Raw genomic sequence first — 17527 nt, 5'->3', positions numbered from 1 at the left:
TTAGTTAACATGCCTATGTTACAGCAACTTTAATCGTCTATCTTAAATTCTATCGAAAAAAACTAGTAAATACTATCTATCAACCTTCATGTGAGAAGATAATGACACAAAAAAACAGCCTCTTTAAAAATTAAAGAGGCTACAAACAATTGGTTAGCGAGCATGGTGATCCTGATTTTTCGTCAATTTTCGCGCTTGCTTCAAATCTCTTTCCACACGAGCGTTCAAGCGCTTCTCTATCAGCTTGCCGACCCACCATAAAATTACAATGGCTACAGCAGCAATGACCAATCTGACGGGGCTTGTCAATAACGATTTTAAGTCATAGCCCAACACACTCATGCCTAAAATCATCACGAACTTCCCAGCCAATAAAACGACTAAGTAAAACTTTTTATGAATATGGGATAACCCAGCAACAATATTGACAATAACAGATGGTGTAAAAGGGAAACAAAGGAGGACAAAAAGAGGGCTGATGCCATTCATATCCACCCATTTAATAAGTTTCTGAACTTTTTTACTACCTGTTAAAAATCGTAGCCTTGGATGCTTGCCAAAATGGCGAACAAGCAAGAAGACAGCATAGGAGCCCGCTACAGAGCCTAACCATGATAATAAAAACCCTAACCATAAGCCAAATGCACTTGCATTCGCTACAACAAATACGACTAATGGCAGAAAAGGTAAAAACGCTTCTAAAAATGGTAGCAGTAAACCAATGATTGGGCCAAATGTTCGATATTGTGCCGCAACCTGTTCAATATTTTCTACAGTAAACCATTCACTCAACATCGACACCTCTATTTATACTGTAAAATTAAATGAAAAACTGTTAGCCCTTCCGAAGTATTGCGATATTCATGGGGCTGATGCCCTGAGAATACTAGTGTATCCCCTTCATCCAGTAATTCATGCATATCCCCAGCAGAAATAACTGCTTGTCCTTTGATGACCATTACAGTTTCCTCTACCCCTTCTGTATGAGCTTCACTCCTACTAACTGCCCCTGGCTCCATTTCAACCTTATAAAACTCCCAGCCTCGCTCAGGATTATACGGAATAATGGAGTAGACACGATAGCGTCCCTCATCTTCATCCACATGTGGCACATCCTTACTGCTATAACGCATGTAATGAGCGGTTGGCGGCTGTAATAATGAAGAGAATGATATACGCATACCAGCTGCGATTTTCCAAATTGTTGAAACAGTCGGATTAGCCTCACCCTTTTCAATTTGTGCAAGCTGTGCTTTACTAACACCTGTCGCTTTAGCTACGTCATCTAGACTTAGATGACGCTGCTGTCTAATTTTCTTTAATTGAAATGCTAAATTTCGACTCATTTGTTCCATTTTAATCACCAATTTCTATTGTTTATTTTATCAGACATATGTATACTTTAATAAACATCAAGAACTATCAAACAATTCCATCAATAGTATACATGGAAATGATTAAGAAAGGATGGCCTATTTATGACAAGTACAACAGAGCTTCATCATGATGATTCCATAAGCCCTTCCAACGACAGCTTTCTACAGGGCGTCAAAGATTGCGTACCCACTTTACTCGGTTATATTAGTATAGGACTTGCATTCGGTGTTGTAGGTTCCGCTTCTGGATTATCTGTCCTTGAAATTGCCCTGTTAACGATACTTATTTATGCAGGATCTGCACAATTTATTTTTTGTGCACTTCTTTTAGCAAGCAGCCCTGCCTCTGCTATCATTGTAACCATTTTTGTAGTTAATCTACGCCATTTATTAATGAGTTTAACATTAGCACCTCATTTTACACGCTACTCTATGCTTAGAAATGTTGGCTTCGGTACATTATTAACGGATGAAACCTTTGGTGTCGCAGTAACAAAGCAAATGCAAACAGGCAAATTATACGGCAAATGGATGGATGGGCTTAACATCACAGCCTACATTTTTTGGATTCTCTCCTGTGTTGCAGGTGCCTTTTTAGGACAATGGGTAGCAAATCCCGAAAAATGGGGCCTAGATTTTGCTTTAATTGCCATGTTTGTTGCATTGTTAGTACTGCAATTGAGCAGTGTTGGCAAAAGCAAAATCATGCATTATATCAAGTTAATCGGCTATATGACAGTTATTATGTATGGCCTTTCTTATCTAGTTCCTTCACATGTAGCTGTGCTTCTAGCAACAGTCATTGTCGCAACAATTGGGGTGGTGACAGATAAATGACAACAACTTCTTATATGATCTGGCTTATTATTGGCTGTGCACTTGTTACATGGCTGCCGCGTGTCATTCCATTTATTTTTGTACGTAGTGTAACACTCCCTGATGTTGCACTCAAGTGGCTCAGCTTTATACCTGTTTGTATCTTAAGTGCTCTTGTAATTGAAAACTTATTCGATACTGAAAGTGGGAAAGTAGTGACTCTTGATTGGCCCGTCTTTGTTACATTTGTGCCAACTCTTATTATTGCACTTATCACAAAAAGTTTATCGATTACTGTCATTGCAGGCGTAATCATTATGGCAGCTGTTCGATTTTTCATGTAAAAAGGTCAATCCCCTTTGAGAGGACTGACCTTTTTATTTCTTCAATTTACTAGCTAACCAAAAGCCTACGGTTAATGAAAATGCATCCATCACATAAATAATAGGCGAAGATGTATAGCCTGCATAAACAGAAGCCGCGATAAGTGCAATCGCTAATAATAGCGCAACATAGCGGTTATAGGTAATTCTTGTAAACAATAATACAAGGATCGCTGGTATAAATAGCGCTAACATCATTTTCCCAAAAACATCCATTATATTTCCCTCGGCTCAGCTAGTAATAAACCAATACGATAATGATCATTGCTGTAAATCACATGCTGTGTTAAACGAATTTCATTGTTGCGATCCAACACTTCTAGACGACAGTGCGCTGCATTTAATTGCAATGCCTCGTATAGCTCATTCTCTGTAAAAATAGATTTCCCATTTACTTTACGAATACATTCCCCTGCAAGCAGGCCCATTTTTTCTGCTGGCGAATCAGGAAGAACAGCTGCGATAATGGCACCCTTTGTACTTGGTGCAACGGCATAATGATCTGTTTTATCCTGCTGTGCAAAGTAGATAGAGATGATGATACGTATAATTGCCCCAACTCCAAGTACGATGAAACCGATCATCGGCTTAAAATAAGCAGCTAAGCCACCTATTAAAATAAGCTCTCCAAGCAATAAGACAGATCGCCCTATTTTAGGTAATTTTATGACTGGTAATTCCTTTCTTGATAGCTTAGCAAAGCCAATGATAAGAGGGAATAAAACAAGTGCAAAGCTACTATCACCTATCGTAAACAGTGGCCAATATGGCAAGACAGCCGATATAGCATCACCAGGCATAACAAAGAAAATAGGTAATACCCATACATTTTTTGTGCGATAGACAATAGCCTGCATACCCCGCTTTGTTTTCTCTATGGAAGGCGTTGATACCTTCATGGCAGCACGACGGATTAATAGCCCCTCTGCGATAACACAAAGGCCTGCCAAAATGGTAATCGTAACGATTGCGCCATCCTCTAAATCGCTCCCCTTCAAGGAAAATATCCACCAAGAAAATGTCCAATTGTAATAGGACATGGCCCATATCGCAAGTGTTGCAATACCCATTGTCACTATGGGCGATAATGCATTAATAAGGTACAGGACTAGCGCTACTATAGAAATTACTATTAAAATGATTAAAAATTCTTTTGGTACAGTAAGCCCTGCGACAATACTGATAAGAGAAATGAGCAGTGCATAAAGCCATCCATCTTTCCATTGACCGATTAACTCTGTCCAGCCCCAAATAATACGTCTATTAAAATATTTACGCTCCTGTTTTACACGACGATATCCTAAAAAAATAGCAAATATTATGACTATATACAGTAATGGGTTGAGTAAAAAGCGGCCAATCGCTGTTACAATTTCTATTAAAATCTCACTAACCATACGAACACCCGCCATTTCTATCTTGAATACTATGAATTTATTGTATCAAACGACTACACTCTTGCGTAGTACAAACTCATAGAAAGCTTTGTAATATGTTATTTTTGTTCTGTCAGATAGGTTTATTGTTCAATAGTATGCAGTAAAAAGCTAGTGGCCATCTGGAATTGTTGATCATTTTGACGATCCGCTTTATAATTTTTTAACGTCTCATTTAAGCTATTGAAGAAAGTTGTATCCATATAAAATTCATCTTCTGCTAATTTTAATTTTTTCTGTTTGCGATAAAGGTTGACGGCCTCTGCAGTCGTTTCATCCATATAGCCATCTAAACGATCTATTTGATAGCCTAGTTTCTGTAAGGCAGTTTGTGAATAGGCGATCTCCTCACTCATATCACCGACTTTAAATTTACCTGTTAATGGATGTAGTTGAAAAGCAAATAATTCATTTTGCTCAATTACTAAACTTGCTTCAATGCCTTGCCCATGAATCCATTCGCGTTTTGGTGTCAGCCATTTATTAGTTGATAATTTCAGCTCTCCACCATTTGATAGCTCCCAAGATTCCTGCACAGTCCCTTTCCCAAAACTCTTGACACCAATCAGTGAAGCACGTCCCCAGCCTTTTAAAGCACCACTCAATACTTCACTCGCTGAAGCACTACCTTGATTTTGTAAGACAACGATTGGGATTTTGTTCATCGTTGCTACATATTTTTCATCAAAGCCTTTCGTTTGCGTTTTCAATGGTTCCATAGCACCTTCCGCATTTTGCATATATGCAAATACCTTGCCATTGTCCAATACCGTGCTCAGTAGCGCTGCGACGCTATGTAAATAACCACCTGGATTATCACGTACATCAATCACAATACCTTCAACATCTTTACGAAGCAATTTACTCGTTTCAGCAACCCATTCATTGGCCGTTTTTTCCCCAAACAACGAGATAGCCACATAGCCAATAGTTGTGTCTTCTACTTTTATAACCTCACTCGATACCGTTTTATTAGAGATTGCAGCACGCTCCATTGTCATCTTAATATGTTTATCCTCACTCGGACGGTAGACAACAATAGTTACCTTCGACCCTTTTTCACCTTGAATTAAATGCATTAATTCACTCATCGTTTTCCCATCTACACGCACTCCATCAACTTGTACAATTTCATCGAGTGAACGCATACCAGCTTTCTCAGCAGGTGAAGAACGAACTGGAGACACAACAATAAACTTCCCTTTATTTTCTGCTAGTTCAATCCCAATACCTACCCTTTCCTCAGCCAGCATTTGCCGATGTTGCTCGGCCTCTTCCTGGGAGTAATACGTACTATATGGATCCTTAATGGCATCAGCCATACCACGAAGAGCCCCCTCCACCAATGCATCCTTTTTTGTGCTGTAGACTGATTTTTCTTCAATAAGTGTCATGGCTTCACCAATTGTATCAACCTCCGTAACAGGCTCCTTTTTATCGTCACTAGAAAACCAATCAAAGTAAATACCACTACCTACCACCAAACTACTAAGCAGGACTCCGACACCGGCCGTTAATTTGCGCAATTCTTCCCTCCTCCGTCTCTTTTACTGTATGACTCTATTTTTTCAAACATACAAGATTACCTTTCAAATTTATGAAGAGAGAATATTTCACTTTTCTCATGGGTGTTGGTTGTTGCTTCGAGAGTATTTTCCTTTGTTCCGCGAGTATTTCCTCTGGCTCCGCGAGTATTTCCTCTGACTCCGCGAGTATTCCCTCTGGCTTCGCGAGTATTCCCTCTGGCTTCGCGAGTATTCCCTCTGGCTTCGCGAGTATTCCCTCTGGCTTCGCGAGTATTCCCTCTGGCTTCGCGAGTATTCCCTCTGGCTTCGCGAGTATTCCCTCTGGCTTCGCGAGTATTCCCTCTGGCTTCGCGAGTATTCCCTCTGGCTTCGCGAGTATTCCCTCTGGCTTCGCGAGTATTCCCTCTGGCTTCGCGAGTATTCCCTCTGGCTTCGCGAGTATTCCCTCTGGCTTCGCGAGTATTCCCTCTGGCTTCGCGAGTATTCCCTCTGGCTTCGCGAGTATTCCCTCTGGCTTCGCGAGTATTCCCTCTGGCTTCGCGAGTATTCCCTCTGGCTTCGCGAGTATTCCCTCTGGCTTCGCGAGTATTCCCTCTGGCTTCGCGAGTATTCCCTCTGGCTTCGCGAGTATTCCCTCTGGCTTCGCGAGTATTCCCTCTGGCTTCGCGAGTATTCCCTCTGGCTTCGCGAGTATTCCCTCTGGCTTCGCGAGTATTCCCTCTGGCTTCGCGAGTATTCCCTCTGGCTTCGCGAGTATTCCCTCTGGCCCCACAATTGTTCACCTTAATTCCTATAAAAATAAAAAATCTGCTCGTTTCTACTATAGAAAACGAACAGATTTTTTATGAATTAATCTAGTGCATCTACATAATCATTTAACATATCTACATCCATTGGTCCTCTGATGGCGCGTTGGATATAGCCGTTGGAATCAATAAAATAAGTGGTTGGAATGGTGATGATTTGATAATCTAAGCCAGCGTCATTGTCTGGGTCCAATAAAATGGGGAATGTTAGCTCAAAGCTATCTCTAAATGTCATCACTGTGTCTACTTTGGCATCGGCTGTCACATCCCGTTCTGCACTTGTTAAATTGACAGCTATAATTTCAACGTTTTTCTCTTTAGCATACTCATCGTAGAAGCTTTGCATATGCGGCATTTCCGCCTTACAAGGTGGGCACCATGTCGCCCAGAAATTTAGTACAACCTTTTTCCCACGCAAATTACTTAATGTGATATCTTCTCCGTCTAAGCTTGTTAAGGTGAAATCAGGCGGTATATCCCCTTTTTTTAAGCCAGTTTCTAGCTCCTCCATATCCTTACCAAGAGCAGACTTTTCAATAGCACGTTCTTCATTAATTTGTTGTCTCACATATGTACCAATCATCGCAATCACTAATAGCACAACGATCAGTAGCCCAATATTTTTTTTCATTCTTTACCTCCCACATTGATTCGTTCATATTGAATGGCTAATCCCAAACAAAGTAGTACTACACTCACACCCACAGTTGTTTGCCATATACCAAGGGTTTGGAAGAGAGCCACGATCAAATAGCCAACTGTATACAATAATAAAGCTTGTTTCATCGCTGCTAGTTTCCATAATATGATGATGGTTAATACACTTAGCACAACTAATGTAATGATTTCACTCGATGTAGTGTTGTCATTGAGTAGCACGACAATCATTTGGTAAATAGATTGCGTTAAAATAATAGCCCAGCTACAAGGGATAATATCTTGTTTTTCAAACTGCAGATTGTGCCGCTTTCTCCATATTTGTAAGGACACTACGATGACGCCGAGATAAACACCTATTGTACCGCCATTGAAATAAAGTAATGACATTGGATTATTCACAACAGCTTTGAAATCAGTCACAAGTAGGCTTAGTTTCCAAACAATGAGAAATGTAAAAATCGCATCAGCATATACTTCAGACCATTTTTTTGAAAATTGCACGCGTAATATGAGCCACACTATAAAAAATGTAATGAGTAAAGCCACTGCAGTAGCTGGTAAAGTTAGTGCTCGAATCGAGTACCATTCTGTATTAATCACTCCAACAAATCCTCCTCCGAAAGTTAGATACAGCATAGCATAGAACCCTTTTAAAATAAGAATATTTCACACTGTGTTCAGAAAATCTTCAGAAATTAACATCTGTTAAAAATACCCCACTATGTATATATTCATCATAACATTAAATAGAATCGTATAATAGCCGTTACTCATAGAGTAGGGAGTTCTTATCTTCTAAAGATATAGATGAAATAAAAAAAGCTATACACTAGAATTCTCTAATGTATAGCTGTTCTATTTTACAATGGAATATATTTTAGTGGGTTTACACTGCCCACAGCTTGTCCTCGCCAAGGACCAATATGCACTTCAAAGTGTAAGTGAGGGCCAGTAGAGCGACCTGTACTACCCATTGCTGCAATTTGCTGACCTTGTGTTACTTCTTGTCCTACACTAACATTAAATGCACTTAAATGGGCATAAACTGTTGTATAAATTTGTCCATCAACAGAGTGCGTCAAAATGACAACATTACCATAAGAACTAAGTGGTGCTGCATAAGAAACTACACCATCCGCCGCTGCCCAAATCGGTGTTCCTGTTGCATTTGCAAGGTCCACGCCGTAATGGAATTCAGGGCCAGCTCCAATATTACGCCAGCCATAAGGTGATGTTAGGCGGCCGTTCGTTGGTTTAATCCAAGTACCATTTGATTGAGGCGCGTTCACAGTACCACCTGATGAACCACCACCATTGTTGGCTGCTGCAGCCGCTGCCGCCGCAGCAGCTGCTTTACGTTTTGCTTCTTGTTGACGAGCAATTTCAGCTAAACGTTTTTGCTCTGCAATGATTTGATCTTGTAATTCTTGGCTTACTTCTAATGCTTCTGAGTACTCTTTTTCAAGTAATACTTTTTCAGATTTGAGCTTTTCTTGCTCTTTTTCTAATTGGTCAACTAGTTTATTTTTCTCAGCTTTTTGGCTATCTAAAGATGCCTTTAATCGTTCAAGCTCAGCTTTCTTGCCTTCCAATTTTTGACGTTTTTCTTCTACACTTTGCTTTTGCTCTTCTAACTGTTGTTTATCATCTTTTTGATCTTGAATAATTTGACGATCCGCTTCTAATAGTGCATTAACTGCAGAGAAGCGATCAATGAAGTCTACAAAGCTATTAGATCCAAGCAAAACATCTAAATAGCTTACCGAGCCACCAGCTTGAATCGCACGTGCACGTTCTTGTAATAATAAATCTCGCTCTTCAATTTTATGCAGAAGTTCTTTAATAGAAGCTTCTAATTTTTTTATTTCTTCATTTGTTGTATGAATATCTGCTTGAACATTTTTAATATTACTATTGGTTTTGTCGATTTCAGCGTTCAATGCTTGAATTTGATCTAAGATTTTTTGTTGCTTTTCTTGATTAGCCGTGATGGCATTTGACTTATTACTAATGGATGAATTTAAATCATATTTCTTTGTTTCAATTTGTTTCTTTTCTTCTTTTAAATCCGATAAACTTGTTGCATACGCTGATGGAGTTTGGATAAAAAGAAATAGAGCAGATGCTGCTGCAAGTGTTTTCAATGTTTTTTTCGCCTTACTTTTCACCGATTGAACTCCCCTTCGACTATTCTTTTTCTTCTTCACAAATATCCGTTGTGACTAAATTTTTAAAAACTTACGGACTGACATAAAGCTTCCCCAAACACCGATAAGCACGCCAATGAGTAACAGGAGACCGCTCACCTGATACACAAGTGGAGAAAAATCAAGTAATTGAATTAGCTCACCTTGTAAACGTGGTGCAATAATTTTATATACATTGTGGTAAAGGGTTGTGACAACCGCAATCGGAATAATCGAACCTAAAATTCCGAGCCACATACCTTCCAATAGGAATGGGATACGTACGAATGAATTCGTAGCCCCTACAAGTTTCATAATTTCAATTTCATCTCTACGAGCAATAATAGTAATACGAATTGTATTCGAAATTAAGAAAATCGCCGTGAATAATAACCCTAAAATAAGTACGATGCCTACATTACGACTAATATTTAAGAAATTAAATAGTTTTTCAACTTTTCCTTCGCCATACATAACGTCATACGTATACTCATATTTATCTATCGCTTTTGCTATTTTAGCTGTTTGCTGGGGATCAGCAGCTTTTACATAGATTACATTACGTAAAGGGTTGCTTTGTTCAAATAGCTTAAAATCATCACCAAAATCTTTTACTAACTTAGTTAACTCATCTTCCTTAGTGGAATAGGTCATCTCTGACACACCAGGCAATTTTTTGACTTTTTCGACGAGTGCTTTTTCTGCAGCTTCATCAGCTGTCTCATCAATTAAAACTTTAATCTCAACATCGTTTTCTAAATCAGTCGCTACTTTATTTAAATTCATCATAATAAGCGCAAAAACGCCTACTAGTATAAGCGTAACTGTTACGGCACTGACAGACGCAATGGTCATCCAGCTATTTCGGCCAAGTGATTTCACACTTTCTCGGAAGTGGCGCTTTACTGTATTAAATTTCATAGCCGTATTCACCTCCGTGTTCATCACGGACAATTAAACCGCCTTCAATTGCGATAACACGACGACGAATCGTATTGACAATTTCACGGTTATGGGTCGCCATCACAATGGTTGTCCCTCGAGCATTAATTTCCTCAAATAAATTCATGATTTCCCAAGATGTTTCAGGATCGAGGTTCCCTGTTGGTTCATCTGCAATCACCACTTTAGGAACATTGACGATTGAGCGTGCAATCGACACTCGTTGCTGTTCCCCACCTGAAAGCTCATTCGGGAACATTCTTGCTTTATGCTTTAATCCGACCAGTTCTAATACTTCCATCACACGACGTCGGATTTCATCTGGATTTTCCTCAATTACTTCAAGTGCAAATGCTACATTCTCATAAACATTCAAACGAGGTAGTAATTTGAAATCCTGGAAAACTACGCCAAGTTGACGGCGCAAAAAAGGGACCTTCTTATTTTTTAATGTTGCTAAATCAATACCATTGACTATAATTTGCCCTGATGTTGCCTTTTCTTCACGATACATCAATTTAATAAATGTAGATTTACCTGCTCCACTTGGACCAACTACATACACAAATTCGCCTTGCTTTATATTAACGGAAATACCATTTGTCGCAACTACACCGTTTGGGTACTTCTTTGTCACATTTTTCATTTCTATCATGATTAAACCACCTAAAACTCTCATCTATGTAAGAGGTATTTCTTTTACTATTATAGCACTCTATTTCTGTTTTTTTATTACAGTTTCATTTCAATACGTGCCAGTTCCTTCTATTTCGTTCTTTCATTGCCATTATCATTAAAAAAATGACAAAAATAAAAACAGCAATCGACGATAATCCAAGTCGAATACTGTTTGAAATAGCAAAAAGCATTCAAGCTTTCGCCTGAATGCTTCCCATGTTACATCTGTTGTTCGTCCGTTGTTGTGTAGCGCACTAAAACGGCGCCAGTTTTCGATTCGCCTTCGATAAATAAGCGATTTGCACTTTCAACTTCTTTATCAAAGCGTACTACTTTGGATAGGAATTGATCCTGTGACTCCATTTTAGAAACATCCTGAATGCCTACATCCACTTTCCCGAAATTCGTCACAACTTTACCACTTAATGAAATGGTACGTGGGACATATATTTCCACCGCTCCAGCAACTGTTTGAGCTTTTATTTTAGATGAATTTGTAGAACAAGTTGTTACCACTACATGTCCATTGACAGACTTCGCCTCTACCTCATCCAAAGCACCATCTAAATAAACACGTCCATTCAATGTTTCAGCCTCTAAATCCTTACCACGAACATTCGTTAATTCAATGGAACCATTAGAAGAGTCCACTTCCGCTTTTCCAAAATTAAACTTAGTGCCTTTAATAGCTCCGTTCAATGTTTTAACTTTTAATTCTTCAAATTCTATATCCTGTAGTGACGCACTACCATTCATGAGACGAACAGATAATTTTTCAAGTTTATCCTTAGGTACTTGCACCTTTACATTGACTTGAACAAGCTTTAATTGGCTTAAAATGCGAAGTGAATGCTCATCCTCTTTTACAACAAATTGCTCTAAAAAGTGATTGCGTGTTTCTTCCTCGCTCTCATTCATCAGCGGTGCTTTCACCTTACAAACTACCTGAATCGTATCTCCTTCACTGGCTTCCAATGAGAAATTACCATTTGGCAATTCAACAATAACATTGTCTACGTTAGCAGCTGCCACTTCTTCTGTATGTGTAAATTCAATTTTATCTCCAAATGGAGATGCTACATCAAATTCCTTTACCTTTTTAACAGCGGTATTCATCATATCCATAAAAAGAGAACCGATCTGCGTTAAATCCTTACGAAAATCTTGCATTTCATCTTGGAAATATTTCATAAAATCATCTTTTTTCTTGTCACCATCTTTTGATTTTTCTTCAAATAGTGACTCTTCTTTTTCAGTTGAAAAGGATTGCGCCTCTTTTGACACATCATCCATAACATTTTGAGTAGACTTGCCAGGTTGCTCTAATGCTTCTAGTAATGTAATCGCCTCTTGTGCCGAAATCGTTCCTTTTTCTACAAGTTCTAAAATTCGTTGACGTTCATTTTGCATAAATAAATAGCCTCCCTCAGTTCGTTATACTATTTATACGATTCATCATGTGAAAAGTTTCACTGCAAAATTGAATAAATTGGGTCTTTTAAGATTGAGACGCTTCTACTAGCAATGCATCCATTCGCAGACGATCACGTTCCAGGATAGGTTTTAAGTATTTCCCTGTGTAAGAGCCAGCGACTTTTACTACCTCTTCAGGTGTACCTGTTGCAACGATAGTGCCACCTTTATCTCCACCTTCTGGCCCTAAGTCGATGATATAATCAGCGGTTTTAATAACGTCTAAATTATGCTCAATGACTAATACAGAGTCCCCATTTTCAACAAGCCGCTGCAACACGACGAGCAATCGAGCAATATCATCGGCATGTAAACCTGTCGTTGGCTCATCCAAAATATAGAAGGATTTCCCTGTAGATCGTCGGTGTAACTCAGAGGCTAGCTTTACGCGCTGTGCCTCACCACCCGATAAAGTTGTAGCTGGTTGTCCCAATTTCATATAGCCCAAGCCCACATCGACAATCGTTTGTAGTTTACGCTGGATTTTAGGAATATTTTCAAAGAACACTACTGCATTTTCAATCGTCATATCAAGTATATCTGCAATACTCTTATCTTTATACTTCACTTCAAGTGTTTCACGATTATAACGTTTGCCATGACATACCTCACATGGAACATAAACATCTGGAAGGAAGTGCATTTCAATTTTAATAATGCCATCTCCTCGACATGCTTCACAGCGTCCACCTTTAACATTAAAGCTAAAGCGGCCTTTTTTATAGCCTCGTACCTTTGCTTCATTTGTTGCCGCAAAAACATCACGAATATCATCAAAGACACCTGTGTACGTTGCTGGGTTTGAACGAGGCGTACGACCAATTGGTGATTGATCAATATCGATTACTTTTTCAAGCTCATCTAGGCCCGTCACTTCTTTATGTTCTCCAGGCTTAACCTTTGAACGATTCAGCTTCTGTGCCAATGATTTATATAAAATTTCATTTATCAGTGTCGATTTCCCAGAGCCTGACACACCTGTCACCGCTACAAATAAACCCAGTGGCACATCCACTTTGACGTTACGTAAATTATTTTCCTTAGCACCTTTAATGGACAGCTTACGACCATTTGGTTGACGTCTTTCCACTGGTAATGGAATGAATTTTTTACCACTTAAATATTGCCCTGTTAGAGAGTTTTCATTATTCATAACTTCCTGTGGTGTACCTGCTGCCACAATTTGACCGCCATGAACACCTGCTCCAGGTCCCACATCAATAAGATAATCGGCTGCCAACATCGTATCTTCATCATGCTCTACCACAATTAACGTATTGCCGATATCACGCATATTTTGCAGCGTGCTAATTAAACGATCATTATCACGTTGATGCAAACCAATAGAAGGCTCATCTAAAATATAGAGAACTCCTGTTAAACGTGAGCCGATTTGTGTAGCGAGCCGAATACGTTGCGCCTCACCGCCTGATAATGTCCCTGCTGCACGACTCAATGTCAAATAATCTAAACCAACATTGACAAGGAAGCCCAATCGTTCTTCAATTTCTCGTAAAACCAGTCGAGCAATTTGCATATCCTTTTCAGTTAAATCCAACTCTTTGAAAAATGTGTCCGCTTCCTGAATCGAATATTGTGTGACCTCACCAATATGCTTATCTGCTACTTTCACAGCTAACGTCTCAGGCTTTAAACGATAACCTTTACAGGACGGACATGGCTGCTGTGCCATATATTTTTCCATTTGCTCACGAACATAATCGGATGTTGTTTCTTTAAAACGGCGTTCCACATTGCGCACAACACCTTCAAATTCAATCATTTGGTCTCGCACATTGCCAAACTCATTTTCATAATGGAAGTGAATTTTGTCTTTTCCTGAGCCATATAAAACCTTATCCATCTTTTCCTTTGGTAAATCCTTCACAGGCACGTCCATTGGGATATCATAATGATCACACACCGCTTTTAATAATTGTGGATAGTACTGTGAACTAGTCGGTTCCCATGGAGCAATAGCATGCTCTAACAAGGAACGATCCCAATCTGGAACGACTAAATCTAAATCCACTTCCTGTGTTGAGCCTAAGCCATCGCAGCTTGTACAAGCACCAAACGGACTATTAAATGAAAACATACGAGGCTCTAGCTCGCCTATAGAAAAACCACATATCGGGCAGGCATGATGTTCACTAAATAATAATTCTTCATACTCCATCACATCAACAAGTACACGACCATCAGCCAAACGTAAAGCTGTTTCTAAGGAATCACTCAAACGTGAGGCAATACCTTCCTTCATAACAACACGGTCCACTACTACTTCAATCGAGTGCTTTTTATTTTTATCAAGATCAATCGCATCATCTAAATCCCGTAATTCCCCATCAATTCGCACACGAACAAACCCTTGCTTTTTTAAATCCTCTAGCAGTTTAACATGGGTTCCCTTGCGTCCAGAAACCATCGGCGCAAGAAGCTGCATTTTTGTTCTTTCTGGATATGATAATAAACGGTCTACCATCTGCTCAATCGTTTGGGAAGTGATTTCTATACCATGATTTGGACAGATCGGTTTACCAATGCGTGCATAAAGTAATCGTAAGTAATCATAGATTTCCGTTACCGTACCAACCGTAGAACGTGGATTACGACTCGTTGTTTTTTGGTCAATGGAAATAGCAGGCGATAATCCTTCTATTGCATCGACATCTGGCTTATCCATTTGTCCTAAAAATTGACGGGCATAGGCAGAAAGGGACTCAACATAACGACGTTGGCCCTCCGCATAAATTGTGTCAAATGCTAGAGAAGATTTTCCTGAGCCTGATAAACCTGTTAATACGACTAATTGGTCACGTGGAATTGTGACATTGATATTTTTCAAATTATGAGCACGTGCACCTTGCACGACAATTTCAGTATTTTTCACAAGTCATTCACCCTTCTACCTTCAATTCAAATATTGTATCTCGCAACTCAGCCGCACGTTCAAAATCAAGCGCTTTTGCTGCTTCCTTCATTTCGACCTCTAAGGAAGCCAAAAGCTGTTCTCTTTCCGCCTTTGTCAGCTTTTTGCCTTTCGTAGCCTTTGTCACATAGGATTCTTCTTCTTCTGCCACTTGTGTCGCACGAATTACATCTGGGATTTTCTTGATAATGGTTTGAGGCGTTATGCCATGCTCCTCGTTGTAAGCCATTTGCAATGCACGACGACGTTGTGTTTCATCAATTGCCTTTTTCATCGAATCTGTTACATGGTCCGCATACATAATGACATGACCATTTGCATTACGTGCAGCACGACCAATCGTTTGAATTAATGAACGTTCTGAACGTAAAAATCCTTCTTTATCAGCATCAAGAATCGCTACAAGTGACACCTCAGGAATATCAAGCCCTTCACGCAAGAGATTAATACCGATGAGTACATCGTACGTTCCTTTACGTAGCTCACGAATAATCTCAATACGTTCTAGCGTTTTAATTTCGGAATGTAGGTACTCGACCTTTAAGCCCATTTCTTTCAAGTAGGCCGTTAAATCTTCTGACATTTTCTTCGTTAATGTTGTCACTAAAACCCGTTCATTTTGGGCAATTCGATCTTGAATTTCATCGATTAAATTATCGATTTGCCCTTCAATAGGTCGCACTTCAATTAACGGATCCAATAATCCAGTAGGTCGAATAATTTGCTCAACCATTTCCGGCGTATGCTCCAGCTCATAAGGGCCTGGTGTGGCTGATACATAAATGGCCTGATGCACTCGGTTTTCGTATTCTTCAAAACGTAGTGGACGGTTATCAAGTGCTGATGGCAAACGGAAACCATGTTCTACGAGTACACCTTTACGAGCTTGGTCACCATTGTACATACCACGAACCTGAGGAAGTGTTACGTGACTTTCATCTACTACAAGCAAAAAGTCATCTGGGAAGTAATCTAGCAATGTATATGGAGTGGCACCTGCTCCACGCAATGTTAAATGGCGTGAATAGTTTTCAATCCCTGAGCAAAAGCCCATTTCACGCATCATTTCTAAATCATAACGTGTCCGTTGCTCTAGGCGCTGTGCCTCTAGTAATTTATCCTCTGCACGTAGCAACTCAAGACGTTCCTCTAATTCTTTTTCAATGTTTTCAATCGCTTTTCGCATTTTCTCTTCTCGTGTAACGAAGTGGGATGCCGGGAATATAGCAACATGCTCTCGATCCGATAAAATTTCTCCCGTTAAAGCATCCACCTCTCGAATACGATCGATTTCATCACCGAAAAACTCCACCCGAATACAATGCTCATCACGTGAGGCTGGGAAAATTTCCACTACATCTCCACGTACCCGAAATGTCCCCCGAGTAAAACTGACATCATTACGCTCGTATTGAACATCTACAAGTTTGCGCAGTAGCTGATTACGTTCAATTTCCATACCTGTGCGAATCGATACAACCATTTCTCGATATTCTTCAGGAGAACCTAAACCATAAATACAGGACACAGATGCAATAATGATGACATCATCACGCTCAAATAATGCAGAAGTAGCAGAGTGACGCAGCTTATCAATTTCATCGTTAATGCTGGAATCTTTTTCTATATAGGTATCTGTCTGTGGTACATAGGCTTCTGGTTGGTAGTAATCATAGTAGCTGACAAAATATTCAACAGCGTTATTCGGGAAGAACTCTTTAAACTCACTATATAACTGGCCAGCTAGTGTTTTATTATGTGCCATAATGAGTGTTGGTTTTTTAATTTGCTGGATGACATTAGAAATGGTAAACGTTTTACCTGTTCCCGTAGCACCAAGTAATGTTTGATGACGCTTGCCCGCTTTTACACCCTCCACTAATTCCGCAATTGCCTGTGGCTGATCCCCGTTAGGCTGATATGGCGCTTGTAAATCAAATGTTTGCACACATGTCCCCGTCCTTTCCTTCCAATTTGTACATATATTTTAGCATAGCAATATTAAAATTTCGAACATTTAACGAACGAATGTTTGTAAAAAATTTTTTTATCCCTAAAATTTAAATGAATAACCGTGAAGCGAAGAATACTTATTACTCTCATAATAGCCGCTTCAACACGTTTTCAAGCTTAATCTATTCAATAGATTTCGATTCTTGAGTAGAAGTCATAATATTTTCGGTAAAGGGCTTCTGCTTTTGTGAGCGGGGTAACAGATTTTTGGCGTGGGTTGCATTCTTTTATGAGCCAGGGCTCTTGCTTTGAGAGCGGATTTACTCCTGAGCAGGATTTCTTACTTTCTGAGCAACTCTC

16 protein-coding genes are annotated in these 17527 nt (G+C 39.5%); 2 read left to right on the top strand and 14 right to left on the bottom strand.

Annotated features, from left to right (window positions below; translation table 11 throughout):
• Positions 1-153: 153 nt before the first annotated feature.
• Together V6670_RS03455 and V6670_RS03450 are read right to left on the bottom strand one after the other, a co-directional pair.
• Positions 154-792 (bottom strand): TVP38/TMEM64 family protein, encoded by a 639-nt coding sequence (locus V6670_RS03455; protein ID WP_170829911.1) that lies wholly within the window; start codon positions 790-792, stop codon positions 154-156.
• An 11-nt stretch (positions 793-803) separates the two neighbouring features.
• Complete coding sequence (locus V6670_RS03450; protein ID WP_338654458.1) at positions 804-1355, bottom strand: XRE family transcriptional regulator; 552 nt, start codon at positions 1353-1355, stop codon at positions 804-806.
• A gap of 123 nt (positions 1356-1478) precedes the next feature.
• Here V6670_RS03450 and V6670_RS03445 point away from each other — a divergent pair, with 123 nt between their 5' ends.
• A complete protein-coding gene (locus V6670_RS03445) occupies positions 1479-2213 on the top strand; it encodes an AzlC family ABC transporter permease (RefSeq protein WP_141904768.1) in 735 nt (244 codons plus the stop codon).
• Positions 2210-2536, top strand: a complete 327-nt coding sequence (locus tag V6670_RS03440) for an AzlD domain-containing protein (protein ID WP_141904767.1) — start codon at positions 2210-2212, stop codon at positions 2534-2536. Before V6670_RS03445 ends, V6670_RS03440 begins: the two co-directional genes overlap by 4 nt.
• 33 nt (positions 2537-2569) lie before the next feature.
• Here the strand turns inward: V6670_RS03440 and V6670_RS03435 are convergent, their stop codons facing one another.
• The 12 genes from V6670_RS03435 to uvrB form a co-directional block, all read right to left on the bottom strand.
• Positions 2570-2791, bottom strand: a complete 222-nt coding sequence (locus V6670_RS03435) for a DUF2198 family protein (protein WP_338652621.1) — start codon at positions 2789-2791, stop codon at positions 2570-2572.
• On the bottom strand, positions 2791-3972 hold the full coding sequence (locus tag V6670_RS03430; protein WP_338652619.1) for a PDZ domain-containing protein: 1182 nt from the start codon (positions 3970-3972) through the stop codon (positions 2791-2793). The genes V6670_RS03435 and V6670_RS03430 overlap by 1 nt, the downstream gene beginning before the upstream one ends.
• Before the next feature lie 122 nt (positions 3973-4094).
• Positions 4095-5537 carry a S41 family peptidase gene (locus V6670_RS03425; RefSeq protein WP_036120961.1) on the bottom strand — a complete coding sequence of 481 codons (1443 nt, stop codon included), beginning with the start codon at positions 5535-5537 and terminating at the stop codon, positions 4095-4097.
• A gap of 34 nt (positions 5538-5571) precedes the next feature.
• The gene (locus V6670_RS03420; RefSeq protein ID WP_338652618.1) at positions 5572-6309 is read right to left on the bottom strand and encodes a hypothetical protein; all 738 of its coding nucleotides are present in this window, start codon (positions 6307-6309) and stop codon (positions 5572-5574) included.
• 77 nt (positions 6310-6386) lie between these two features.
• The gene (locus V6670_RS03415) at positions 6387-6974 is read right to left on the bottom strand and encodes a redoxin domain-containing protein (RefSeq protein WP_338652617.1); all 588 of its coding nucleotides are present in this window, start codon (positions 6972-6974) and stop codon (positions 6387-6389) included.
• A complete protein-coding gene (locus V6670_RS03410) occupies positions 6971-7603 on the bottom strand; it encodes a hypothetical protein (protein WP_036128484.1) in 633 nt (210 codons plus the stop codon). Before V6670_RS03410 ends, V6670_RS03415 begins: the two co-directional genes overlap by 4 nt.
• A gap of 260 nt (positions 7604-7863) precedes the next feature.
• Positions 7864-9171 (bottom strand): M23 family metallopeptidase, encoded by a 1308-nt coding sequence (locus V6670_RS03405; RefSeq protein ID WP_058843821.1) that lies wholly within the window; start codon positions 9169-9171, stop codon positions 7864-7866.
• Positions 9172-9225: 54 nt separating this feature from the next.
• Positions 9226-10110, bottom strand: coding sequence for a permease-like cell division protein FtsX (ftsX, locus tag V6670_RS03400; RefSeq protein ID WP_036120971.1), 885 nt, complete (start codon positions 10108-10110; stop codon positions 9226-9228).
• Positions 10100-10786 (bottom strand): cell division ATP-binding protein FtsE, encoded by a 687-nt coding sequence (gene ftsE / locus V6670_RS03395; protein ID WP_036120973.1) that lies wholly within the window; start codon positions 10784-10786, stop codon positions 10100-10102. Before ftsE ends, ftsX begins: the two co-directional genes overlap by 11 nt.
• A gap of 242 nt (positions 10787-11028) precedes the next feature.
• Complete coding sequence (locus tag V6670_RS03390; protein ID WP_141904762.1) at positions 11029-12219, bottom strand: DUF4097 family beta strand repeat-containing protein; 1191 nt, start codon at positions 12217-12219, stop codon at positions 11029-11031.
• A gap of 88 nt (positions 12220-12307) precedes the next feature.
• Positions 12308-15175, bottom strand: coding sequence for an excinuclease ABC subunit UvrA (uvrA, locus tag V6670_RS03385; RefSeq protein ID WP_338652615.1), 2868 nt, complete (start codon positions 15173-15175; stop codon positions 12308-12310).
• A gap of 7 nt (positions 15176-15182) precedes the next feature.
• Positions 15183-17162 (bottom strand): excinuclease ABC subunit UvrB, encoded by a 1980-nt coding sequence (uvrB, locus tag V6670_RS03380; RefSeq protein ID WP_338652613.1) that lies wholly within the window; start codon positions 17160-17162, stop codon positions 15183-15185.
• Positions 17163-17527: the final 365 nt, after the last annotated feature.

The sequence above is a fragment of the Lysinibacillus sp. Y5S-8 genome (assembly GCF_036894365.1).
Lineage (GTDB): Bacteria > Bacillota > Bacilli > Bacillales_A > Planococcaceae > Lysinibacillus > Lysinibacillus fusiformis_D.
This window is presented reverse-complemented; position numbering and strand designations above follow the sequence as displayed.